At 60.1% G+C, this 23,375-nt stretch carries 16 protein-coding genes and 1 tRNA gene; 14 read left to right on the top strand and 3 right to left on the bottom strand.

Annotated elements, in window-relative coordinates; translation table 11 throughout:
• Window positions 1-26: 26 nt before the first annotated feature.
• Window positions 27-1,340 (bottom strand): NADH dehydrogenase, encoded by a 1,314-nt coding sequence (locus ADJ95_RS06595; protein ID WP_049333779.1) that lies wholly within the window; start codon window positions 1,338-1,340, stop codon window positions 27-29.
• A gap of 289 nt (window positions 1,341-1,629) precedes the next feature.
• Window positions 1,630-3,195 carry an MFS transporter gene (locus ADJ95_RS06590; protein WP_049333777.1) on the bottom strand — a complete coding sequence of 522 codons (1,566 nt, stop codon included), beginning with the start codon at window positions 3,193-3,195 and terminating at the stop codon, window positions 1,630-1,632.
• A gap of 197 nt (window positions 3,196-3,392) precedes the next feature.
• Between ADJ95_RS06590 and ADJ95_RS06585 the strand changes: the two genes are divergently transcribed.
• The 5 genes from ADJ95_RS06585 (at window position 3,393) to ADJ95_RS06565 (ending at window position 10,050) form a co-directional block, all read left to right on the top strand.
• Complete coding sequence (locus ADJ95_RS06585; protein WP_049333775.1) at window positions 3,393-3,971, top strand: TetR/AcrR family transcriptional regulator; 579 nt, start codon at window positions 3,393-3,395, stop codon at window positions 3,969-3,971.
• Between the two features lie 137 nt (window positions 3,972-4,108).
• Window positions 4,109-4,429: a putative quinol monooxygenase gene (locus tag ADJ95_RS06580; protein ID WP_049333773.1), complete on the top strand. Its 321-nt coding sequence runs from the start codon at window positions 4,109-4,111 to the stop codon at window positions 4,427-4,429.
• Window positions 4,430-4,691: 262 nt separating this feature from the next.
• Window positions 4,692-5,504: an NUDIX hydrolase gene (locus ADJ95_RS06575; RefSeq protein ID WP_049333771.1), complete on the top strand. Its 813-nt coding sequence runs from the start codon at window positions 4,692-4,694 to the stop codon at window positions 5,502-5,504.
• A 480-nt stretch (window positions 5,505-5,984) separates the two neighbouring features.
• Window positions 5,985-7,772 (top strand): ATP-binding cassette domain-containing protein, encoded by a 1,788-nt coding sequence (locus ADJ95_RS06570; protein ID WP_049333769.1) that lies wholly within the window; start codon window positions 5,985-5,987, stop codon window positions 7,770-7,772.
• A gap of 454 nt (window positions 7,773-8,226) precedes the next feature.
• The gene (locus ADJ95_RS06565) at window positions 8,227-10,050 is read left to right on the top strand and encodes an ATP-binding cassette domain-containing protein (RefSeq protein ID WP_049333766.1); all 1,824 of its coding nucleotides are present in this window, start codon (window positions 8,227-8,229) and stop codon (window positions 10,048-10,050) included.
• 355 nt (window positions 10,051-10,405) lie between these two features.
• Here ADJ95_RS06565 and ADJ95_RS06560 read toward each other — a convergent pair whose 3' ends face one another.
• Window positions 10,406-11,029 carry a superoxide dismutase gene (locus tag ADJ95_RS06560; RefSeq protein WP_049333763.1) on the bottom strand — a complete coding sequence of 208 codons (624 nt, stop codon included), beginning with the start codon at window positions 11,027-11,029 and terminating at the stop codon, window positions 10,406-10,408.
• Window positions 11,030-12,471: 1,442 nt separating this feature from the next.
• Between ADJ95_RS06560 and ADJ95_RS06555 the strand changes: the two genes are divergently transcribed.
• The 9 genes from ADJ95_RS06555 to ADJ95_RS06515 all read left to right on the top strand — a co-directional run bounded on the left by ADJ95_RS06555 (window position 12,472) and on the right by ADJ95_RS06515 (window position 23,375).
• Window positions 12,472-13,023, top strand: a complete 552-nt coding sequence (locus ADJ95_RS06555) for a MarR family winged helix-turn-helix transcriptional regulator (RefSeq protein ID WP_049333761.1) — start codon at window positions 12,472-12,474, stop codon at window positions 13,021-13,023.
• 519 nt (window positions 13,024-13,542) lie between these two features.
• On the top strand, window positions 13,543-14,067 hold the full coding sequence (locus tag ADJ95_RS06550) for a ferritin (protein ID WP_049333759.1): 525 nt from the start codon (window positions 13,543-13,545) through the stop codon (window positions 14,065-14,067).
• Window positions 14,068-14,310: 243 nt separating this feature from the next.
• A complete protein-coding gene (gene nhaA, locus ADJ95_RS06545; RefSeq protein WP_049333757.1) occupies window positions 14,311-15,669 on the top strand; it encodes a Na+/H+ antiporter NhaA in 1,359 nt (452 codons plus the stop codon).
• 42 nt (window positions 15,670-15,711) lie between these two features.
• The gene (gene lysX / locus ADJ95_RS06540; protein ID WP_080974963.1) at window positions 15,712-19,164 is read left to right on the top strand and encodes a bifunctional lysylphosphatidylglycerol synthetase/lysine--tRNA ligase LysX; all 3,453 of its coding nucleotides are present in this window, start codon (window positions 15,712-15,714) and stop codon (window positions 19,162-19,164) included.
• A gap of 312 nt (window positions 19,165-19,476) precedes the next feature.
• Entirely contained in the window at window positions 19,477-21,048 is a 1,572-nt protein-coding gene (locus tag ADJ95_RS06535) for an alanine/glycine:cation symporter family protein (protein ID WP_049333755.1), read from the top strand.
• 204 nt (window positions 21,049-21,252) lie between these two features.
• Window positions 21,253-21,540 (top strand): PLDc N-terminal domain-containing protein, encoded by a 288-nt coding sequence (locus ADJ95_RS06530; RefSeq protein ID WP_049333752.1) that lies wholly within the window; start codon window positions 21,253-21,255, stop codon window positions 21,538-21,540.
• A gap of 124 nt (window positions 21,541-21,664) precedes the next feature.
• Window positions 21,665-21,751 (top strand) — tRNA-Leu (locus ADJ95_RS06525).
• Between the two features lie 230 nt (window positions 21,752-21,981).
• Window positions 21,982-22,911: an FhaA domain-containing protein gene (locus tag ADJ95_RS06520; protein WP_049333750.1), complete on the top strand. Its 930-nt coding sequence runs from the start codon at window positions 21,982-21,984 to the stop codon at window positions 22,909-22,911.
• Complete coding sequence (locus tag ADJ95_RS06515) at window positions 22,911-23,375, top strand: FHA domain-containing protein FhaB/FipA (protein ID WP_049333748.1); 465 nt, start codon at window positions 22,911-22,913, stop codon at window positions 23,373-23,375. The genes ADJ95_RS06520 and ADJ95_RS06515 overlap by 1 nt, the downstream gene beginning before the upstream one ends.

Here is a 23,375-nt window from a genome sequence, read left to right as displayed (position 1 = left end):
GTTTTTCTGTGTTCCGGGCGGGCTATTTAGTTTTTGGGCTTCTCAGCGCCGGGTTCCTCACTGGCGGCATCGTGCGAGATGCGGGTGAACGCCTCCGTGGGGTCGTCTGCCCCGGATACGGCAACTGCTGCGGCGGAGGGTTCGGTGGCACTTCCGGTGACGGGCTCGGTGGGTGCATCAGCCGGATCCTCGGCAGGCGCTTCAACGGGCACCTCCGCAACGATGGGCTCCTCCGAGGCGGGCGCCTCCTGAGCCTTCTGCGCATCCTCCTGCTTATCCTGAGCCGGAGTCTCTACGGGCTGCCCAGAAACACCCTGCTCGGTAGCTACCGGCTCACCGTGCGCGGAATCCTTCTGTGCATCCTTCTGCTCATCCTTGTGCGCGTCCTTATGTTCGAGCGTGTAGATGATGCGCGGTTCCAGACGCTCGAAGCCAATCTTGGAACGCACCCAGTTCACGAAGCGGTCGATGCGGTCCTCACCCTCGGTAGTTTCAACAACCCGGTAGTTACGCGGCAGCATCACGCTATCGCTGAGCACACGCGGGTACTCGTCGATCTCCTGGATACCCGCCATGTACATATTTTCGCGGAACTGGTGGGCGAACTCCTGCTGGCCAAGGAACAGCTGGTCGGCGTAGGTTTTAGCCGCCAGGCGCTCGCTGTAGGCGTGGGCCGAGTCGCGGGAGTTCTTCTTGGAACCGTAAATATCCCAGAAGTAGAAGTACACGTTGTTCGCGATAATGGCCGAGATGATGCGGTTCTGCAGGATGACGAGGGCGCCCACGGCGGCCGCGCCCAGGATGAGGAGTATCACGGCCAGCGGGGAGAGCGCAAAGTCAGACAGGTCACCACGGTGGTTCGTGAAGAGGCCAATCAGGTAGGCGATGGTGACCACGATGATGGGCACGCCGATGAAAATCACGGCCAGCGGAACCCAAATGTACAGCAGGGCACGCAGAATCAGGCGGTAGTAGCTAATTGAGTCGCCCATCTGGATGGGGGTGGGCTTGACCGAGGAGTGGGCGCGCTTCATGAGCAGGCTGAAGATGCGGTTGCTGTCGATGCCGACCTTACGCAGCTTCGATTCTAGGGAGGCGCGCTTGAGGAAGACCCGGTAATTCTCCAGGACGACGCGCTGATCGGAGGTCAGCTCATCGGCGGGCGGCAGGGCGCTAATTTCCATGCCGGCTTCGGTGAGGAGCTTGCTCCACAGTTCCAGTCGCGCCAGCTCGGAGGGCTTTGCCGCCGCCTGCGCCTGATAGTTCTTATAGGAGATGAAGATGGTGCTGGCACCGATCAGCAGGGTGATGAAGGGTGCAATCCAGTCTTTGAGTCCCATTCCGGCCTTTCTCGTTGAACGCGTGTACCGGGGTTTCGGTCGCCCCGGGTTCCGCGCGCACGCGGCCCGGGCGTTGCCTCGGGTGCAATATCTTCCGGGTTCTACCGTACCACCCGCACCTGTGACCGGCTGTGCGCGGGCTGGAAAATCCGCATGACTGGTCGGCGGTTCACGCGGCGCCCCCGGGGCACACCTCCGGGTAACGCAACGCCGCCCGCGCCGGCTTCCGAAGAAGGCCGGGGCGGGCGGCGGACCCATGACGAACGGGGGCGATATTAGTGTTCTGCGTTTAGTGTTCTGCGGGCTTCATTTCGCGAGGAGCCTTGCGGATCATGAGGTAGCTGATGACAGCCATAACACCCATGAGCACGGCGCTGAACGCGGAGCTCAGCACCACGCCGGAGTCGAAGGCGGCAAATGCGGAGGAGAGCAGCTGGTTTGCCTGCTCGCCACCCACCTGGCTTGCGACCGTCACGGCACCGCCGAGGGTTTCGTGGGCGTGGTCGGCGAGAGTCTCATCCAGGCCGTCGGGTACAACCACATTTGCGCGGTAGACGGCGGTGAGCATGCCACCAATGATGACGGTGCCGAGCACCGTACCTGTCTCGTAGGAGGTCTCCGAGATCGCGGATGCCGCACCAGCCTTACGCGGCGGCACGCTGGAGAGCATCAGGTCGTTCGAAATGGTCTGCGCAATACCGATGCCGGTACCGAGCACAATGAAGATCAGGATAATCACCAAGTCGTTGTGCGCACCCAGGAAGGCGAGCACCGCGAACGCGGCAGCGTGGAGCGCCAGACCGAAAGACACCACCTGCGCCGGGTGGAAGTGCACCGCCACGCGCGCAATCACCAGACCGGCGATAATGATCGCCAGGGTACCGGGAATCAGCAGCATACCGGCGTACATGGGCGGCAGACCGGAGACCAACTGCAGGTGCTGGGAGGCGAAGTAGATGAAGCCAACGTCCACCATCATGGAGATGAGGTTTGCGGTAATCGCGCCGGTGAACACGGTGTTGCGGAAGAGGCGCACATCCAGCATGGGCTGAATATCGTTCTTCTCGCGGTTGAGCTGACGCAGCACGAACAGGACAATGAAGCACAGGCCGGCAAGGATGGTGCTGATAGCCACCGCATCGAACCCGGTTTCGGAGGTGTGAGTCAGACCGAAGGTAATGCCGGTCATGCCGGTCATAATCAGCAGGATGCTCAGCGGATCCACCGGGCTGGGGTTCGGGTCCTTCGACTCGGGAACCATAATCGGGGCGAGAATCAGCAGAGGAATCAGAATCGGCACAGCGAGCAGGAACACCGAACCCCAGTCGAAGTGCTCCAGCAGGAAACCACCCACAATCGGGCCCAGCGCCGCACCGGCGGAGAAGCCCGAAGCCCACACGGCAATAGCGATGCGGCGCTCGGTCGCATCCACAAAGATATTGCGGATAATCGACAGGGTCGCCGGCATGAGCATCGCACCGAAAATACCGAGCAGGGCACGGGCAATCACGAGCATCAGTGCGGAGGGTGCGAACGCCGCGAGCGCAGAAATCGCAGCGAAGCCGGTCGAACCGATGAGCAGCAGCTTACGGCGGCCGATGCGGTCACCGATAGCGCCCATGGGCACGAGCAGGGCGGAGAGCACCAGCGAGTAGGCATCAACGATCCACAGCTGCTCCGCGGAGGAGGGGCTCAGCGCCTTAGCGATTGCGGGCACCGCGAAGGCGAGCACCGTGTTGTCGATGGAGACCAGGAGCACCGGGAGCATGAGCACGCCGAGTGCCGCCCAGCGCTTGGTCTTCTGGTCGGGGGCGTGAATGGGCAGAGCCGTGGTGTGCGGATTGTGATTCGTCATGGGTTGTTTTCCTGCGTCTATGGGATTTCGGCTGATGCGGCGGACGCGGCGGCATCGGCCCGGCCTATCTTTTGGACTAGGGCTTTTAGTGAGGTTTCGGGGCTTACCCGGAGGTTTTAGGGTGCCGGGCGGGTCCACAAACGAAGATTAACTATACCAACTGGACGGTATAGTTTCAAGCGGTTAGACTGGTACCCATGACCACACCCAACCACCGCAAACAGCGCGCCAACAACTCCCGCGAACACATCCTCGACACCTACATCGACCTGCTGATTCGCTCGGGAGAACGCGCCGCAACCCTCGACGCCGTCGCCACCGCCGCCAAGGTTTCCAAGGGCGGGCTACTCTACCACTTCGCCTCCAAGAAGGCGCTACTTGAGGCGCTCGCAGAACGCACCCTCACCCTGGCTAAAGAGGACTTCGCGGCAATGGAGCAGGCACCCGAGGGGGCAAGCGCCTACTACATCAATTCCTCCACACCGGATCACACCCCCTTCGACCGTGCCCTCATCGCCCTCAGCCGCCTGGCGCAGAGCAATAATGAGCTCGCCCAGCAGACCATGAGCCGCGTGCAGGAGGGCTGGCATGCCCTCGTCCTCGCTGAGCTGGGTGACGAGCAGATTGCCCGCACCGTACTGCTTCTGGGTGACGGCATGTACTACAACGCGGCGTTCGGAGGCGACTCCGCCAGTCCACAGAGGGCCGCAGCCATCGCGGCAGACCGCGCGGCGCTGGAACGCGCCCTGCAGGTTCTCAAGGCTGCGGCTCACTAAATCTACACAAGCCGCTCGATGCAGCGGTTAAAGCCACAAGCTAAAACCGCCGCCTCAGACCGTATTCTTCAGCGCCGGCGAGCACCCAGGACTTAAACTGGAAGAGTACGTAACCGCTCTTCAACCAAGGAGTTCCAATGATTTTCATTGCTGTCAAGTTCCCCGTCAAGCCCGAATACGCTGACCAGTGGATCGAGAAGACCCGCGCTTTCACCGAGGCAACCCGCGCCGAGGAAGGCAACAAGTTCTTCGAGTGGTCCCGCAGCGTTGAGGACCCGAATGAGTTCGTTCTGCTCGAGGCTTTCAACGACGACGCAGCTGGCCCGCACGTGAACTCTGACCACTTCCAGCAGGCCATGAAGGACATGCGTCCGCTGCTGACTGCAACCCCGAAGATTATTTCTCGCCTGATTGACGGCGACGACTGGGAAGCTATGGGCGAGCTGCAGATCGACTAGTCTGCACCCCGAATATGCACCCTAAAATTACATAGTTAGACGTTGCATAAGTAGACGCTAAAGCGCCTCTCCTGCCTGTTCTATTGGACAGGCAGGAGAGGCGCTTTAGCGTGTCCGGTACCTGAACTTTTCCCCTTGACACGACGCGGATGGTACCGGTTTTCGGGTCAGCGGATGCCTTGCGTGCATTTTTACCCTATTAACCCCTTAAAATGGGTAGAGTATGCACACCTATCGATACCCATTCGCACAGGAGGTCTGAATGAGCATCGCATCTGAGCCTCTTCCCGGCGCAGTCGCCGTCGAAGAGCACAACGACGTGGACCACACCTCTGTATCCCTCGCCGTCTCGACCGTTATTCTGGCACTGCGCCCCAAAGACAACGAAACCCACCCGACCCTGTGGCTACCGCTGGTTCGCCGCCTCCGCGAGCCCTACAAGGACCAGTGGGCGCTACCCGGCGGCCCCCTCAAACCGACCCTATCCCTGGAGGAGGCGGCCGGCTTTACCCTGAAGCGTGCCACCAACCTGGAGCCCGGCTACCTGGAGCAGCTCTACGCATTCGGCGACGTTCTGCGCGCCCCCGAGGCACGCGCCGCCCGCCTGAGCGGCGCCCCGGTTCCCACCCCCGCCGCCGACCACGAGCGCGTGGTGTCCGTGGTGTACTGGGCGTCGATTCCCGCCACCGAGGTCGCGAACACTCGCGTGCACGAGAACATCCGCTGGTTCCCGGTGGATGAGCTGCCCGAGCTCGCCTTCGACCACAACGAAATCATTGAGTACGCACTCTACCGCCTACAGAACAAGGTCGAGTACTCGCGTATCGCGCACTCCTTCCTGGGCGAGGAATTCACCCTGGCGCAGCTGCGTGAGGTGTACGAGGCGATTCTGGGCCGCACCCTGGATCCGGCAAACTTCCGCCGCCAGATTGCGGCATCGAAGTCGATTATTGACACCGGCCGCCGTGTGGAGGGCACCCGCCACCGCCCGCCGCGCCTGTACCGTTACAACGACGCTCAGGCGTACGCGGATGCGGGCCCGCTGGGCATGTACCGTGAGCGCCACGAGGCGTAATAGCGTTTCGCGCGTTGTACGCGCGCAGATTTAATGCCTAAGATCTAATGCTTCAAAGGAGGGGCGGCACCGAATGGTGTCGCCCCTCCTTTTGCGTTCTCTAGGGGATATCGGTACTTGTCAGAAGGTTTTGCGGGAGGATGTTTGACTCAGCACCCGCACGCTCCCTATGCTGGAGCCATCAGCTCTCTATCCGCGCTACCCCACCGTGGGGGTAGCTGGCGGAGCTGAACGTATCGTTTGGCCGAAGCCACCCAAGGCGCGACCGGGGCGGTATTCGGAATCTAGGAGGCATCAAAGAAATGACCCACCGAGCATAAGCCCGGATCCAACAACACCAGGTCAATACGCTTTTATGCGTCCACCCCACTACCCGGGCTTACGTGTACCTACAGACCGCGCTCGGGTTTTTCATATTCTCATGCCTAACGTGCACTACGATGGCGGGAATCCGAGCACCCATTCGAAGGAACTCGGCCCATGCCACACCACATTACACTCGACCATATTTCGTATGCGCATCCGGGTGAGCCCCCACTTTTCACAGACCTTTCCGCGGTATTTTCTGCGCCACTCACCGGGCTTATCGGCGATAACGGCGCCGGAAAAACTACCCTCTTCAGACTTATTCTTGGCGACATAAACCCTAGTCAAGGCATAATCAGCGCCCCACCGCACATAGCGTACCTACCGCAAGATTTAGGGTTGAGTGGGCATCACCATCTTGCCGATATTTTTGGAATTACAAAAATACTGCAGGCGCTTGATGCGCTGGAATCGGGCGAATATTCCCCCAGCCTTTACGACACCATAGGCGACGCCTGGGATATTGAAGAACGCACCCTCGTAGCCCTTGCCGAACATGGTTTTGGTCCTGCCCTCACTACGACCGATACACAGGCCCGCCGCAACCTTCTGATGCGTCTCCTTAGCACCTTTTCAGGTGGTCAGACGGTCACAGCCGCACTCACCGCGCTTCTGTATTCAGACCCAGAGTTCATTCTGCTCGACGAGCCGACGAACAACCTGGACTCCGCGGCGAAAGCCCAGCTCTTCACGACACTGGAGGCACTGCCCTGCCCGGCGCTCATTATCAGCCACGACCGCGACCTACTGGAGCGTGTAAACGTGATTGCCGAGCTTCACGCCGATCGTCAGGGGCTGGCTCATCTGCGCCTCTTCGAGGGTAACTACAGCACATACCGGCAGGCGCTGGAGACCGAGCAGCAGGCAGCTCAGCGTCGCGTGACCGAGGCGAAGAATGAGGCGCGTAAGGCTGAGCGTGAGCGTGCCGAGAACCAGATTAAGCTCGATCGCAACACTCGCCGAGGTCGCGAATTTGAGCGGTCAAAGCGGAAACCTGGCATGGCTATGGGCCTGGATAAGAACAGTTCAGAGCGCTCTGCCGGGAAACTTCACACAGCCCACGAAAGCATGGTGGCGGATGCGCGGGCGGCAGTTGGAGAAGCCCAAGAGAACCTGCGCGTGCAGGAGCGTATCTATCTGGAACTTGTTCAGGATGCGCTCCCACTGGGGCGGAAAGTACTGGAATTACATCGGGTGAAGAACGACTCTTGCGCATCTACACCGCAGAGCGCCGACCTTAAGAATGCATACACCCAAAACACCGTTTCATGTGAAACACAACCTTATAAAGTTGATTATCTGCTTCGAATCCAAGATTTTCCCGAGGTTCTTATCCTGACCGGACCCGAACACCTGCACATCACGGGCGCAAACGGCAGTGGCAAGACTGTGCTTCTCAATGCGATAGCGCACGCGAACGACCCTGATTACCGTTCCCCAGTGCCGCCTGCATACCAAGTGCTCTACCGTCTGGACAACACCGCATACCTGCCGCAGCGCATCATCCTCGACCCGGAGCTCACCCTCCTTGAAACCGTACAGAGGGCGAATCCCGGTGCGAGCGAGCAGCATCTGCGTGACCAGCTGGCGCGCCTGCTCTTCCGCCGAGAGAGCGTGCACCACAAGACCGGTGAGCTCTCCGGTGGTGAGCGTTTCCGTGCCGCGGTGGCGCAGGTGCTTCTGGCAGATCCGGTGCCGCAGCTACTCATGCTGGATGAGCCGACGAATAACCTCGATATTTCCTCGGTGGATTGGCTGGTGCAGGCACTCGAAACCTATATCGGCGCGCTCATCGTGGTGAGCCATGATGAGGATTTCTGCCGCCGTATCCGCATTGACCGCACACTCAACCTTTCAACAAAAACTCTCGGGAAGGAACCATTCGGGGAATCAGCACGCTGAATCTTCTCCTACATGGGGGGTGTTTGACTCAGCGCCCAGTCAGTTCCTATGCTTGAACCATCAGCTCTCTATCCGCGCTACCCCACCGTGGGGGTAGCTGGCGGAGCTGAACGTATCGTTTGGCCGAAGCCACCCAAGGCGCGACCGGGGCGGTATTCGGAATCTAGGAGGCATCAAAGAAATGACCCACCGAGCATAAGCCCGGACTCAGAAGAATTTTTTGCGCGCTCACGCAGCAGCTCTACGGACACGTTTCCTACGTGTTCCAATCAGCGCGCACGCACCCGGGCACAGGTACATCCATCGTTACGCTCGGGTTTTTTCGCGCCTTTTTTGGGGCAATCCTCTTACCGCCACGCGCTCAGCATAGGCACCCAAACCGCCGGCACACTACTGCAACGCACCACCGTCGGAGTTTGAGAGCACCCGAGCATCCATACCTCAAGGAGCTCGTATGACACACGTACTTCAGCCGCAGGCGACCTTTCCCCGTTCCGCTTCTTCCCGCGATGCCCGCTCGCACGCCACTTCCCACGCGGCGGTGCACGTTAGTATCGCCCATCTACACTTTGCGCACCCGAGCCAGCCTCCGCTTTTTGCGGACCTTTCGGCAGTATTTTCGGCACCTCTAACCGGACTCATTGGTGACAATGGTTGCGGAAAAACAACCCTCATGAGGTTGATTTTGGGTGATTTGACCCCGGATTCCGGTTCTTTGGCGGCGCCGGAACATATGGCATATCTACCTCAGGATTTGGGTCTGGACCGGGAGCAGACCCTCGCCGAGCTCTGCGGAATCTCTGAGATTCTGCGGGCGCTGCAGGCAGTGGAATCCGGCGAATACTCCCCCGAACTCTATGAGATCATCGGGGAGAACTGGGACGTTGAGGAGCGCACCCTCGCGGCTCTTGCGACCTACGGTTTCACCCCGGCGACCGTGGTTGATCGTGACAACTCGGAGGCGGTTCAGGCGCTCTTTGCCCGTAGCATGCGCAGTTTCTCCGGTGGTGAGGCGGTCATTGCCGCACTTGCCTCGCTGATGATTTCTGACCCAGAGTTCATTCTGCTCGATGAGCCGACGAATAACCTAGACTCCGCGGCGAAGGCTCAGCTCTTCACCGCTCTGGAGGCGCTACCCTGCCCGGCGCTCATCATTAGCCACGACCGCGATCTGCTGGAGCGCGTGAACGTGATTGCCGAGCTTCACGCCGACCGCCAGGGGCTGGCGCATCTGCGTCTCTTTGAGGGTAACTACAGCACCTACCGCCAGGCGCTGGAGACCGAACAGCAGGCAGCTCAGCGTCGCGTGAGCGAGGCGAAAAACCGGGTGCGTTCGGCGCATCGCGAGTGGGTGCATGCACAGGAGATTATCTCGAAGAACATGGCGCATGTGTGGAAGGACGACCAGCCGGATACGATTCTTGCCCTCACCAAGGACGCCTCACGTCAGGCGGCGGCAAAGCTTCGAGTTCTGCGCATCGGCAAGCAGGAGCAGGCTCAGGAGGAATACCAGAACGCCCAGGATGAGGTGCGCGTGCAGGAGAAGATCTACGCCGAGCTGAGCCAGCAGCCCCTACCCGCGGGACGCAAGGTGCTGGAGCTACATAGGGTTGATTCTCACCGTGTTGATTCTCGGGTTTCACGTGAAACATTTACCGTTCAGCAACCCACTAAGGTTGATTCTCTACATTCTTCGCCCGCTGAGGCCGGCGACAAGAACCAGCAGGGAACCCCGGCGGAGCACCCCGAACACCTGATTCTCAGCGGCCCCGAGCACCTGCGCATCACCGGCGCGAATGGCAGCGGCAAGACCACCCTCCTCGAGGCCATCGCCCACGCCAAAGACCCGGAGTACCGCTCCCCCGTGCAGCCCACCTACCGCGTCAGCTATTGCATCGAGGGGGCCTACATTCCCCAGCGCATTAACCTTGACCCGGAGCTCACTCTTCTGCAGTGCGTGCAGCGGGCTAACCCCGGCGTGAGCGAACAGCATCTGCGTGACCAGCTGGCGCGCCTGCTCTTCCGCCGAGAGAGCGTGCACCACAAGACCGGTGAGCTCTCCGGCGGTGAGCGTTTCCGCGCGGCGGTGGCGCAGGTGCTTCTGGCCGACCCGGTGCCGCAGCTACTCATGCTGGATGAGCCGACGAATAACCTCGATATTTCTTCGGTGGATTGGCTGGTGCAGGCACTCGAAGCATACACCGGCGCGCTCATTGTGGTGAGCCATGACGAGGATTTCTGCCGCCGCATCCGTATTGACCGCACGCTGGCGCTCTAGGGCTCCGCTGTACATCTAAGACAGGAAATAGTATCCAGAGCGCCATCTAGGACAAAGTTACATGGCAATCGTGTATGTACTCCTGCGTGAACTTTACATTTGAGTGACAAAATCTGCTGGAAAGTTACATTTTGTCACTCAAAACCTGATTGAGAGTTACATATTTGCCACTCAAAACCACCAGATTTACAAATTTCACATTCCAGTTGTTACATCAGCACGCTTAAAACTACGGGCGCATCCCGATTAAGCCGTTAAAGAGACGGGTGCCCGGCACCTCCAAATATGGAGGCGCCGGGCACCCGTTTCGGTTATTCCGCCGCGGCTACGTCACCGCGTCGGCGAAAACCTTAGATTAGAGGACCAGACCCTTGGTCTGGGACACTGCGCGCTCGAAGCGAGCCTGAACGTCAGCCCAGTTCACAATGTTCCAGAATGCCTTGACGTAGTCGCCCTTGACGTTCTGGTAGTCCAGGTAGAATGCGTGCTCCCACATATCCAGCTGCAGAACGGGGATCAGTGCAACGGAGATGTTGCCCTGCTGATCGTAGAGCTGCTCGATGATGAGGCGCTTGCCGACGGTGTCCCACGCGAGGATTGCCCAGCCGGAGCCCTGGATGCTCAGTGCAACGCTGGTGAAGTGCTCGCGGAACTTGTCGAAGGAGCCGAAGAACTCGTCGATTGCTGCTGCCAGCTCGCCGGTGGGCTTGTCGCCACCCTCGGGGGACAGGTTGTTCCAGAAGATGGAGTGGTTGGTGTGGCCGCCCAGGTTGAACGCCAGGTCCTTGGAGAGCTTGGAGACGTTGCCGTATGCACCGTTCTCGCGTGCCTCTTCAAGCTGCTCGAGAGCTGCGTTAGCGCCTGCAACGTATGCTGCGTGGTGCTTGTCGTGGTGCAGCTCCATGATCTTTGCGGAGATGTGGGGCTCGAGCGCCGCGTAGTCGTAGGGGAGCTCGGGGAGAGTGTACTTTTCAGCCATGATGATGCCTTTCATTAGAATGCTTGGCTCGTATTAAAGATTACCAGCGTAGCGTTTACTTTACTTTTCATGAGTTGGGGAGCGTCACATTTATGTAAGACCTCGCTCGAGCCTGTGGATTTTAGGCAAAGACTTTTCCCCACATCTGTGGATAACCCTGTGTATCAACAGGATTTTCAGGGTCGGCACCCTATTCCGCCTTGAAATACCGGGGTATGCACTCATGTGAATAACAGTGCTGCAAGTTCTCCACACTGTGGAAAACTTCTGTGGATAACCATCTTTTAAGAGGATAGGTGGAGGATTACGTCGCGCCCAAGCCCCTCGCTCCCAGCCGAAGTATGTGACATCTCGTGACATCACCTAACGATTTTTGGGACTGCGGGGCGGAGGCGGTGGATTAAGTGCACAGGGTTATCCACAACTGTGGAGAAAATCTACATCCGCGGATTTAAAGGCGATAAACCTTTCGGTTTAAGAATTCCCCCTCGGTTTTAACGAGCGCAGAAGCCTGTAATTACAAGAATTTTCCGGCCGCCCAGAATTTTTAAGGCACATCGGTCCCCCCGCGCAGGGAGCAAGAATCACACGCATGTAAGTTCTCCACACTGTGGAAAACTCCTGTGGATAACCTCTTTTCTGACAAGAACGAGGGAGAAAAGATTGTGGAGACGTACCCCTGGAACGCCAGGGAACCAAACTACCCCGAGGAGCCGCACCAGAGTGCCAAATTTTCCGTCGACGCCGACGTCGGGGCGTAAAAGGGCAAAAGAAAAGAGCATCCCGCCGCGGGATGCTCTTGAGTGAGTGATAGAGAAACGCAATTAAAAAGATACGGTACGGAATGCAGCCCAACCACGAACTGCATCCGCACCGCACATCCGTCGGTAGAAATACGAGTTACTCGTACACCGACGACAATCACCGATAAATAGAGAGTCGAACCTATCGAAGCGAGCTTCCGGTCTCGCCTCGGAGGCTTCCTTCGACCCCGTTATGTAACCAGTGTACACGGTTTCATAACGTCTGCAAACCCAAAATCGGGGTTTTTTAAAAAAATTTGTTATCGTTTTGTTATTTTTCACCCAGGGCAAGTTCTTTGCACTCTCCAGAATTTTCATCAATACCCCTAAAATCCTTGATATTCCGCGGAAGTTGCCCGGTGGGCCAAAGATGATTTTTGAGTCATTCTCGTTTATACTTGCGGTGGAAATCTTTTTATAAGTGTCTTGGGTCACTAGGCAGATTGCTATTTTTGCACCTAATACTCATAAATCGACAACCCTAGCACCCTCCGAAAAATTAGCACCAAAGTGTCAAGTATTACTTGACCGTACCAATTTCAACCTTGAGCGGTTGTTGCTTCGCTACAATGGGTGCCAACACACCGCATCTCCCCTTAAAAAGGGAGCTCCATATCCGATAAAAGAGGAACCAATCCCGTGTCCACACCAACCACGCCTGCGCAGCGGTCTGACAATACCGCACACAGCGAATCCGTCCAGTGGCTTTCGCCGCAGGAGCGAGAAGGCTGGCTCTTTATCAGCTCCATCATTTTCAGCCTCACCCGCAAGCTGGAAAACCAGCTGCAGACCGAAGCCGGCATTAGCTTTGTTGAATACATGGTGCTCGCGATGCTCTCCGAGTCTAGGGATCATTCCCTCACCATGACCGAGCTGGCAATTACCACCAACACCCTACCTGCGCGTCTCTCCCGCGTGGTGGCACGCCTTGAGAAGAGCGGATACGTCCGCCGCTCCCTCAGCGCCGAAGACCGCCGAGTCAGCATCTGCCACCTGCTCCCCGCAGGCGAGCAGAAGGTGCAGGAGGTCGCCCCCGGCCACGTGAACGAAGTACGCCGCCAGATTTTCGACCACCTCACGACCGAGCAGATTGAGCACCTCGCAGAAATCGGTGAGGCAGTCCTGGGCAACACCCCTTCAAACGTCATCTCCATTGATGCGCTCAAGCGCGGAGAATACCCCGCACAATAACCTCCTCCACCTCGGGTGAGAGTTGAGAGAATCAGAGATAAGGCACATTCCCCACCGGGAGCGTGCCTTATCTCTTTAACAGTTTTCTTTAACAGCCTCTTGTAGCCGCGAGCGCTACGGCACGGGTGAACCTAAAACAGCCTCAAGTAGCCCCATCCCCCGCCATATGCGAAGAATTTTAAAAAAATTTTTACAGCTCGAGGACCACGCAGGAACGCCGGATGAGCGGCTGTCGAGCACAAGCTGCCTCGTGTAAGTGTGTGGGAGGTTGAGGCATCTAACGCCTCCCTCAACCGCGAAATCTCAAGGAAACACACCCAATACCACCCATCCCAAAGGTTGTATTCAGGTCACCCACACTAAGGGTAGTGGTGACAATATGTCAGGGGTACCTCATCTACCCCACCGATTAGCCTTTTCTCTCTGTACACACCCCACAGCACCCCGTACGATAAATACCAACAGGTTGCACCGCGCCGTCCGGCGCCCAGAAGCAACCACCATATAAGGAGAAACCATATGTCTAAGTCTTTCTACGACCTTCTGAACGAGCAGATCGGCCACGAGTTCGCAGCATCCCACCAGTACCTGTCCATGGCTATCTGGCTTGACGGTGAGGACCTGCCCCAGCTGGCTAAGTTCTTCTACCGCCAGTCCCTCGAGGAGCGCGAGCACGCACTCATGATGGTTCAGTACAAGCTGGACCGCGGCCACAAGGTCGAGATCCCCGCTGTTCCCGCCGTCAAGAACGACTTCGAGAACGTCCAGGAAATCGTTGACATGTCCCTGGCACAGGAGAAGGTCGTCACCGGTCAGATCGAGGCTCTGTTCTCCGCAGCACGCGCTGAGAACTACGCACTGGGCGAGCAGTTCATCCTCTGGTTCCTGAAGGAGCAGGTTGAGGAAGTCGCCACCATGGAGACCCTCGTAACCGTCGTGAAGCGTGCCAACGGCAACCTCTTCGACCTGGAGAACTACGTTGCCCGCGAGCTGGGCGACGACCACGGCCAGGAGTCCGGCGCACCCGCAATCGCAGGCGCCTAATCTCGCATTTGCGCGGCTAGGCCCCTAGTCGACCCCGCAGAATACCTGCAGAATCTTTAACGTTCCGCCCTCACCGCATACCGCGGCGAGGGCGGAACGTTTATGCATTTAAAACCTAAAAGCCTACCGTAGAGCACCGTCCAGGAGCTAAAAGCCGCCAGCGGATACTCGAATACTCATACAGTGCAGAGTAAACTTAAAAGCCTTAGATGCCGCAGAATCTCGCGGCAGAAAGAGGAGAGAATGACCCACACCAACCCAGATACCCTCAGCCGCGGCTCCTACAGCAACTCACGCCGCGTAGCCGATATTCTGCGTGCAGAATCCGTCGGCGGTACCATCCTGCTCATCGCAACGGTGCTGGCAGTAGTACTCGCCAACACCCCCGCCTCCACCTTCTACTTTGGTCTGCGAGACACCGTGGTCGGCCCGGTTATCCCCGGCTTCAACCACCTGCAGATGAGCATCGGCACCTGGGCAGCAGACGGCCTGCTCGTCGTCTTCTTCTTCCTCACCGGCCTGGAGCTGAAGAAGGAATTCGTGATTGGTGACCTCAAGTCGCCGTCGACCGCTATCGTGCCGATTGCGGCTGCCTTCGGTGGCGTCATCACCCCCGCAATTATTTACGCGGCGATTAACTTCGGTAGCCCCAGCGCTCTGCACGGCTGGGCTATCCCCACCGCAACCGATATTGCGTTTGCGGTGTCTGTTCTCGCCGCTGTGGGCACTTTCCTCCCCTCGGCGATGCGTGTCTTCCTGCTGACCCTGGCTGTGGTCGACGACCTGATCGCAATCTGCATTATCGCGATCTTCTACACCAATAACTTCCACGGCGAGTACCTGCTCTTTGCGCTGATCCCCCTCGCCCTTTTCGCGTTCATCGCCTACCGCGGTGAGACCATGCTGCATCTGAAGCCGCTCGCCGCATGGATTCTTCTGTTCCCCCTGGGCGTCATCACCTGGGCGCTCTTTCTCGAATCCGGTATTCACGCAACTATTTCCGGCGTGGTTCTCGGTTTCCTGGTGCCAGTGAAGATGTCCGCTCGTTCTGAGGCGGCGCAGGCTGAACACGGCCTTGCAGAGGTGCTGGAGCACCGCTTCCGCCCCCTCTCTACCGGCATCTGCGTGCCCATTTTCGCGTTCTTCAGCGCGGGTGTGGCTGTAGGCGGTTTCGAGGGCCTTGGACGCGCCCTCACCGACTCCGTGGCGGTCGGCATCATGGTTGCGCTGGTTGCAGGTAAGACCATCGGTATTTTCGGCACTACCTGGCTCGTGACCCGATTCAAGAACGCTAACCTCGACCCGGACGTCGCCTGGATTGACGTGGTCGGTCTGGCTGCAACCGGCGGTATCGGCTTCACCGTGTCCCTGCTGGTGGCTGAGCTGTCCTTCCCGCACGGTTCGGCGCACACCGAGGACGCAAAGATTGCGATTCTCGTCGGCTCTGTTCTGGCTGCCATTGTGGGTGCGGCTATCCTGTCTCGCCGTAACAAGCACTACCGTGCCCTGGCTGAGAAGGAAAGCGTGGACGCTGACGACAACGGCATCCCCGACGTCTTCGAGGGCACCTACCGTGACCCGAAGACCGAGCCGAAGGCCTAAAACGCTCACCCGCTACACCCCGATTCCCAGCCGAAGATAACCATGTCTCACCGCATCGAAACCACCGAAAACCACGCTCCCTGCGGGGACCGTCGCACGACGGACAACCCCGCGGAACGCGCGGAATACGTAGCGGATGGGCATGCTCGCCACCGCGTAGCCGGCAGGAGGCGGCAGAAACCCGCCGCCCCCTCCCGGTACGCGGAAATTTCGGCCCGCTGGGTTATCGGGGTGTACTCGTTTGCCGCGATTCTCACCTCGTTCGCGTGGATTCTCTCGCCGTTGCGCCACGGCCGCGGGTTCACCTGGTGGGAGGTCATCGCCGACCTGCTCAATATCCCGTCCACGCACACCCTGCCCAGCGCCATCACCCTGATTGTGGTGGTTTCCGGGCTTATCGCTCGTAAACGCGCCGCCCTATACGTCGTCATTGCCTTCCAGATTTTTGGCGCGCTCCTGGCCTCGCATAGCGCTTTCACCCTCTTTTTTCCCGCCGGCATTATGCCCAAGGACCGGCTCTTCTCCTCGAGCATCGACATGCTCTCGATTCTGTGCGCCGCGCTGCTGGTTCCCTTCCTCGTGACGATTCGCTCGGCGTTCCCCGCGCGCGTGGGGCGCCTCTCCTGGGCCGGGGCCCTGGCGACCGCGGTGGGCGGCATCGCTCTCACGACCCTCGCCCTGTGGTACCTCTGCCGGGTGGGTTGGTGGCCCGAGCTACGCCACGTCTCAGTGTGGGAGTTGCTGCTGCACGGGCTGGGCATCGAGCGTATGCATCCGGGCTTGTGGTCCGCAGACCTCGTGGGCTTTATCGCCTCCGTCAGCGATGGTCTCTTCCTCGTGCTGGCCCTCTATCAGCTGGCCCGCGGGTACCGCGCCCCCGACGAGTGGGACGGCGAGAAGGAGCTACAGATTCGTGCCCTGCTGCAGCACTACGGCGCAAACGATTCCCTCTCGTACTTTGCGACCCGCCGCGATAAGCAGGTTATCTTCTCCTCCGACCGCAGGGCGGCCATCACTTACCGCACGGTGGGTTCGGTGTGCCTGGCTTCCAGCGACCCCGTGGGCGATCCGCACGCTTGGCAGGACGTCATCGAACGTTGGATGTTTCAGGCCCGCAGCTACGGTTGGGTTCCAGCGGCCCTGAGCGTCAGCGAGGCCGGTGCGCGCGCCTATAGTCGCGCGGGCCTGAGCGTGCTTCAGATGGGCGAGGAGGCGGTGCTCGAGACCGACCGGTTCACCCTCAACGACACCTCGATGCTTGCGGTGCGCCAGGCCGTTCAGCGTGTGCGCCGCGGCGGGTACGGCGTGCAGATTCGCCGCTACTCCGAGCTTGACGATACCCAGAAGCGGCAGATTCAGTACAATATCGAGGCGTGGCGGCACGGTCGCGTGGAGCGCGGCTTCTCCATGGCCCTGAACCGCGTTAATGATCCGGCGGATCAGTCCACGGTTCTGGTATCGGCCCACGACGGTGAGGGCCGCATGGTGGCCCTGCTGTCCTTCGTGCCCTGGGGCCCCACGGGGCTCTCTCTGGATATTATGCGCCGCTCCCCCGAGGCCCCCAACGGGGTGGTGGAGTTCATGGTGGCCTCCCTCATGGAGCAGGCCGCTTCGCTTGGCGTGCGCAGGGTGTCCCTGAATTTCGCGATGTTTGGGCAGATTTTCGCCGCGGCCGACCGGGTGGGTGCCTCGGCGTGGAATCGTTTCGCTTCCCGTTCCCTGGGCGTGCTGGACCGTTTCTTGCAGCTGCGTCGCCTGTATCGCTTCAACCTGAAGTTCTCCCCGCGTTGGGTACCCCGCTACCTTGCTTGCGAGCCGACGCTGGCGCTTGTGAACGTTGCGGTTGCGGCGGGCGTGGCGGAGGGCTTCCTGCCGGATCTGTCCGCCCGTCGCTCGCGGGAGGAGCATCGCACGTTGAGCGAGGGTGAGTTGGTTCTTCTGCGCGAGATGCAACAGGTGCGCGCCGAGGAGCACCCGCAGGTGCCCCGTAGCCAGCAGACGCAGCACCGCCTGCGCCACCTGCAGGAGCTGCGCGATGCCGGCATGAACCCGTACCCCATCGAGGGTGAGGATGTCGCCGAAACCCACAGTTGGAGTGGCTCTGCCACTGTGCTCAGTGTGCCCGAGGCCCTCGATATATTCTCCCACCAAAATATTCCTGAAAAAGAATATACTGTTTCGGGTCGCGTTCGCGCTCTGCGTGACCACGGTGGAGTCCTCTTTGTAACGCTCTTTGAGGCCGGCAAGACCCTGCAGGTCATCCTAGAGCGTGAGTTCGTTGGTGAGAAGCTCCTAACCCTCGCCTCCCGAGCTCTCGATACCGGTGACCTCATCGAAACCACCGGCACCTACGGCACGAGCCACACGGGCACCCCCTCGCTCATCGCCTCCGGATGGCGTATGGCCGCTAAGAGCCTGCACCCCATCCCCTTCGATTCCTTCACCGACCCCGAGGCCCGCCTGCGCCGACGCTCGACCGATCTGATCGTGAATCCCGATCAGATGCACAACCTGCGCCTACGCACGGCGGTTATCAAGGCACTACGCGCGCGCCTGGACGCCGAGGGCTTCCTCGAGGTTGAGACCCCCATCCTGCACACGGTGCACGGCGGGGCGAGCGCACGCCCCTTCCGTACCTACATCAACGCCTACGGCGAGGATTTGACGCTGCGCATCGCCCCCGAGCTGTACCTCAAGCGCTTGGTGGTTGGCGGTAGCGGCCCGGTTTACGAGTTGGGCCGAGACTTCCGCAACGAGGGTGCGGACGCAACCCACAACCCCGAATTCACGGTGCTGGAGGCGTACCGCCCCCACGCCGATTACGTGCAGATGCGCCAGCTGACCGAGCGGCTCATCAAGGACGCCGCGCGGGCCGTATTCGGCATGGTTCAGCTGCCCCTTGGCCCCAAGTCCTCGTTGGAGCGTGTGCTGACGGATGTTTCGGGCCCCTGGCGCGTGGTTTCGGTGTGCGATGCCCTTTCGGAGGCGCTGGGCCGCCGCGTCGACCTGCAGGCAGATTTCGAGGAGCTCCTGGCCCTCGCGCAGCGTCACGGGGTGCGCGTCCACGAGGGCATGGGGCCGGGCGCCATCATCGAGGAGCTGTACGGTGAGCTGGTGGAGGCCGTCACCGTGGAGCCGACGTTCTACACGGATTTCCCGGCGGAAACGAGCCCGCTTGCGGCTCCGCATCGCAGCGTACCGGGCCTGGCGGAGCGCTGGGACCTGGTCATTAACGGCATGGAGATGGGGTGCGCTTATTCGGAGCTGACGGATGCCCTCGTGCAGCGTGAGCGTCTGACGGAGCAGTCGCTGAAGGCCGCCGCGGGTGACCCGGAGGCGATGGAGGTGGATGAGGACTTCCTGTACGCCCTGGAGACGGGTATGCCCCCGACCGGTGGCCTGGGTCTGGGCGTTGATCGCCTCGTGATGCTGCTGGCCCAGACGCAGATTCGCGGCGTGCTTTCGTTCCCGTTCGTGAAACCCCGGCGCTCGTGAAGTCCCGCCAAGATTAGAGGGCAAGGATAGGGCACAACATCGCGCCTTCTCGCCCCGGCACCGCCTCTTCGCGGCCCGCCGGGGCGTGAATGTTTAACCCGACCCTATATTAAGTATTCGTTACAATTTGAGCTCTGCCCCACTTTTAAGTTGCCGAACGAAGCCTGCGAACTCCACAATGAGATGACTAATCGTGCGCATTTTAACCGCGCGCCGCGGAGTTAAAGCCGCATCACCAGCAGAGAAGCCCCTCGTAACCCACCCTTCGGTGTGAACGTGTGGGCTTTCGCGCTTTCTAGATTGGAGTACCGAGTGGATTTTCTTCTGAACATCATCGGGGACATAAATGAGCAGACCTCGGGACTGACTTCTTCCGTGTATGCTGTGCAGAACTGGATGTGGAGCAACTTCCTCTACTACGCCCTGATTGCGGCTGGTCTGTACATTACGATTCGTACTCGCGGCGTGCAGTGGCGTTCCATTAAGGAAATGGTCCGTGTTCTGGGTGACCCGGTTGCTCGTGAGGCTGACGGTAAGAAGAGCATCTCTTCGTTCCGTGCGTTTACGGTCTCTGCCGCATCCCGCGTGGGTACCGGTACCGTGGCGGGTGTGGCCCTGGCTATCGCTATGGGCGGTCCCGGCGCTGTGTTCTGGATGTGGGTTATCGCGGCCGTGGGCGCGGCTTCTGCCTTCGCGGAGTCTCTGCTGGGTCAGCTATACAAGGAGCGCGGTAAGGATTCCTACATCGGTGGTCCGGCGTACTACATGAAGCGCGGTCTGAACGCTCGCTGGATGGGTTACATCTTCGTGGCGTTCATCGTGATTACCTATGCGTTCGTGTTCGTTGCTGTGCAGACTAACGCCGTGGTGGATGCGACCTCGAACTCCCTGGGCATCGACGTGTCGGGTACGAACTCCATGGGCTTCCGCGTGGTCGTGGGCGCCGTTATGGTGCTGCTGACCGCGGCCATTATTTTCGGTGGTATTCGCGCGATTTCTTCGGTGACCGAGTGGCTGGTTCCGATTATGGCGGTGCTGTACCTACTGCTGGGTCTGCTGGTGGTTCTGCTGAACATCACCGAGATCCCGAACATGCTGCTGATGATTTTCCAGGGCGCGTTCGGCATTAAGGAGTTCGTGACTGGCGGTACCATGGGTGCCGTGATTTGGGGTATGAAGCGCGGTCTGCTGACCAACGAGGCCGGTATGGGTACCGCTCCGAACGCTGGTGCGACCGCTACTATTTCTCACCCGGCTAAGCAGGGTTACGTGCAGACCCTGGGTGTTTACTTTGACACGATGATGGCCTGCACCGTGACTGCGTTTATTGTTCTGCTGTCAAACCCGGCCTACGGTGATAAGTCGCGTGGTGCTTCGCTGACTCAGTCGGCGTTGGCTATGCAGCTGGGCGATTGGGCGGTTCACTTCCTGACTATCGCGATTTTCATGTTTGCGTTCTCGACTGTGATTGGTAACTACTACTACGGCGAGTCGAACATGCGCTTCGTGACCGGGAACAAGGTGGTCCTGACGATTTTCCGCGTGCTGGTTCTGGTGTTCGTGTTCTTCGGCGCGATTTCTTCGCTGGATCTGGTGTGGACGACCGCGGATATGCTGAACGCTGGCATGGTGATTGTGAACTTGACGGCGGTGCTGCTGATGACGCCGAAGGTTGTTGCGGTGCTGAAGAATTACGAGGCGCAGCGTAAGGCCGGCCTGGAGCCGATCTTCAGGGCTTCGGACCTTCCGGAGATTAAGAACCTTGCGGCTTGGGATGGCACGGACGTAGTGACGACCCGCGAGTTCTGGGCCGAGTACGATGCGAAGACGGCCGAGCGTCGCAAGCTGAAGGCCGCCAAGAAGGCTGCGAAGGCCGGTCGCTAGGCTAGCTGACGCGATTCACCGAGCGTGAGCCGTCGACTGAGAGCTGTGTGAGGGCCCGTTCCCGCCGAATGCGGGGGCGGGCCCTCACGCTATTCGGGGGGCCCAACGGTGCGATTCGGCCGGTGGGCGTCGCGTGCACCGGTATTCTGGTGGAGGTGCGCCGCGCGTAGGCGGGGCGCTATTGAGGCATTGTGAGGAGAAGTAATGGACTGGAAGCCCGTAGTGGATATCGTGGTGACCGCGGTTTTCCTGCTGGGTATCGGCCTGGCCCTGTGGGGTCTGCTGACGGTGCACCGTAGCCCGTACTTTTCCGAGGTGCAGAAGCTTAAGTGGCTTCTGCTGGTGCTGTTCCTGCCGTATCTTGGCCCCCTGGTTTGGATTTTGCGGGTTCGTACCGAGCGCGCGGAGGCCGCACAGCGGGAGCTGGAGGCGGCGAAGCGGGACGGGGCTCCGCTCGGGGAAGCCGGTGAGGTTGCGGCTCGGGCCGAGTAGTCCGGGTCTAACACCCCCACCCAACCATTAAGGTAACGAAGGTCACACCATTTCAATTGGACAGTACATCACACACCCCGTATAGTTCTATGTGTTGCCTGCGGTGATACACCGTAAGACACTTGCGCGAGTGGCGGAATAGGCAGACGCGCACGGTTCAGGTCCGTGTGCCCGTGAGGGCGTGGGGGTTCAACTCCCCCCTCGCGCACCAACGATCCCCGGTTCGAAAGAACCGGGGATTTTTTCATGCATTAACGGCCCAATCCCCAGACGATACGCGGGATTCCGGGCCGATTCACCCGTGCATCCCCTAAAATGGAACCGGGTGTGTTCACGCACAGGACACACAGCTAACGCACAGACACGCTCGTTAAACTGAACCCTTTGAGGTATACCGCGAGCGCAGTAGTTGCTCGAATTGGTCGTTGAGAAGGAGGCGGCATGAAGTTTTTCGACAAGCTAGGAAAGCTGGAACAGGGCATCGGCCGCACCGTCGGCTTTTCTAAGGGCTTCGGCACCTTTGAGAAGGCAGATGTCGCCAACCGCGTCCGCATCATGATGGACGACGAGTCTTACGTGGACGGCAGCGGCCGCACCATGGCCCCGAATATTTACACGCTCCGCTTCGCGCCGGTCGATTTTCCGCGCGTGCGCGAGTGGGGCAACCCGTTCGCCGTGGAGCTGTGCGACCTGGCCATCTCTCACGCTCGCGCCCAGGGATACACCCTCATCGGCGCGGTGCGCGTGACCTTCAACGTTCTCGATTCCCTGGCCGAGGGTGAATTCGAGGTGGTGGCCACCTTCGAGCCGTTCTCGGTTCCGGATGCGCCCGCCTCCCCCACCCTGCGCGGCGCCGCTAACTACGCGCCGGTGCGCCCGCCCCGGGAGTCTTCGCTGCCCACGCGCATCACGAAACCCGCCGCCCAGCCTCAGCCCGCGCAGCCGGTTCAGCCGCAGCAGCCGGTGGCGCAGCCGAACTCTCGTCTCTCGCGCATCCCGCGTAGCGGCCAGGGTGGGCACGCCCCGCAGGGCGCCCACGGTGCCCCGGCGTCCCCGGCCGCTCCCGCCGCGGCGGCTCCCCGTCTTTTCCTGGAGATCAACGGGCGCATGCACCCGATTAGCCGCCTGCCCTTCACGCTGGGCCGCGGTTCGGAGTCTGACCTGCGCCTGGACGATAAGGGCGTCTCCCGTCGTCACGTGCAGCTGTCGGCGCATAACGGCGCCGTCGTTGCCACCGACCTGGGGTCCACGAACGGCACCCTCGTCAACGGGGCTCCACTTCGCTCTCCCGTGGTGCTGACCAACGGTTCACTCCTTCGCATGGGCAATACCCGCATCATCTTCCATAGTTCTACCGGAGGTGCCCGTTAATGGCGTCCGAACTAACAGTCACTATTCTTCGCTACGCGTTCCTGGCGCTCATCTGGTTCTTCGTGTTCCTGGTGGTCTCCGCGGCACGCCGCGACCTGGGTCTGGGTAAGAACTACCGCGCAGTGCCTGTGGAGGCTTCCGCCGAGGCCACCCACATCACGCCCCCGCCTTCGCGGCCCTCGCAGTTGATTATTACCGAGGGCGCGCAGGCCGGCGCCATGATGCAACTGGGCGACCACCCCATCACGATTGGTCGCGCCAACGATATTGAGGTGTCCCTACAGGACGATTACGCTTCGGGCCGTCACGCCCGCCTGTTCCCCCAGGGTTCCCGCTGGTTCCTGGAGGACCTGAACTCGACCAACGGCACGTACGTCAACGGTGAGCGACTGACTCGCGCTACCCCGATTGAACCCGGTGATGAATTCCGCGTGGGCGGCACCACCATGCAGCTGAGGGGGTAG

This window comes from Rothia mucilaginosa, assembly GCF_001061665.1.
Lineage (GTDB): Bacteria > Actinomycetota > Actinomycetes > Actinomycetales > Micrococcaceae > Rothia > Rothia mucilaginosa_A.
The sequence above is the reverse complement of the archived record's forward strand: the minus strand, read 5'-3'. Positions and strand labels throughout refer to the sequence as shown.

What these genes read in the sequence shown, in the direction of transcription:
- ADJ95_RS06595 (WP_049333779.1), bottom strand. Translation starts at nt 1,340, where the DNA reads ATGGGACTCAAAGACTGGATTGCACCCTTCATCACCCTGCTGATCGGT.
- ADJ95_RS06590 (WP_049333777.1), bottom strand. Translation starts at nt 3,195, where the DNA reads ATGACGAATCACAATCCGCACACCACGGCTCTGCCCATTCACGCCCCC.
- ADJ95_RS06585 (WP_049333775.1), top strand. Translation starts at nt 3,393, where the DNA reads ATGACCACACCCAACCACCGCAAACAGCGCGCCAACAACTCCCGCGAA.
- ADJ95_RS06580 (WP_049333773.1), top strand. Translation starts at nt 4,109, where the DNA reads ATGATTTTCATTGCTGTCAAGTTCCCCGTCAAGCCCGAATACGCTGAC.
- ADJ95_RS06575 (WP_049333771.1), top strand. Translation starts at nt 4,692, where the DNA reads ATGAGCATCGCATCTGAGCCTCTTCCCGGCGCAGTCGCCGTCGAAGAG.
- ADJ95_RS06570 (WP_049333769.1), top strand. Translation starts at nt 5,985, where the DNA reads ATGCCACACCACATTACACTCGACCATATTTCGTATGCGCATCCGGGT.
- ADJ95_RS06565 (WP_049333766.1), top strand. Translation starts at nt 8,227, where the DNA reads ATGACACACGTACTTCAGCCGCAGGCGACCTTTCCCCGTTCCGCTTCT.
- ADJ95_RS06560 (WP_049333763.1), bottom strand. Translation starts at nt 11,029, where the DNA reads ATGGCTGAAAAGTACACTCTCCCCGAGCTCCCCTACGACTACGCGGCG.
- ADJ95_RS06550 (WP_049333759.1), top strand. Translation starts at nt 13,543, where the DNA reads ATGTCTAAGTCTTTCTACGACCTTCTGAACGAGCAGATCGGCCACGAG.
- nhaA (WP_049333757.1), top strand. Translation starts at nt 14,311, where the DNA reads ATGACCCACACCAACCCAGATACCCTCAGCCGCGGCTCCTACAGCAAC.
- lysX (WP_080974963.1), top strand. Translation starts at nt 15,712, where the DNA reads ATGTCTCACCGCATCGAAACCACCGAAAACCACGCTCCCTGCGGGGAC.
- ADJ95_RS06530 (WP_049333752.1), top strand. Translation starts at nt 21,253, where the DNA reads ATGGACTGGAAGCCCGTAGTGGATATCGTGGTGACCGCGGTTTTCCTG.
- ADJ95_RS06520 (WP_049333750.1), top strand. Translation starts at nt 21,982, where the DNA reads ATGAAGTTTTTCGACAAGCTAGGAAAGCTGGAACAGGGCATCGGCCGC.
- ADJ95_RS06515 (WP_049333748.1), top strand. Translation starts at nt 22,911, where the DNA reads ATGGCGTCCGAACTAACAGTCACTATTCTTCGCTACGCGTTCCTGGCG.